Consider the following 215-nt stretch of genomic DNA (forward strand, 5'->3'; position numbering starts at 1 on the left):
GCCGTTGATGCCGAACGTCTTCTTCTCGTGGTTGAAGATATGGGCGACCTCGGCGTTCTTGATCAGGGACTTCGAGGGGATGCAGCCGACATTGAGGCACACGCCGCCCCAGTACTGCTTCTCGATGACCGCGACCTTCTTGCCGAGCTGGGCTGCGCGGACGGCGGCAACGTAGCCACCGGGGCCCGCGCCGAGAACTACAACGTCATAATGTT

Annotated in this window: 1 protein-coding gene; it reads right to left on the reverse strand. The window is 61.4% G+C overall.

Annotated elements, in window-relative coordinates; all coding sequences use genetic code 11:
* Nucleotides 1-215 (reverse strand): FAD-dependent oxidoreductase (locus F0L46_RS25785; protein ID WP_149822436.1); only part of this gene is annotated, 215 nt, incomplete at both ends.

The organism is Salinarimonas soli, from assembly GCF_008386575.1.
GTDB lineage: Bacteria > Pseudomonadota > Alphaproteobacteria > Rhizobiales > Beijerinckiaceae > Salinarimonas_A > Salinarimonas_A soli.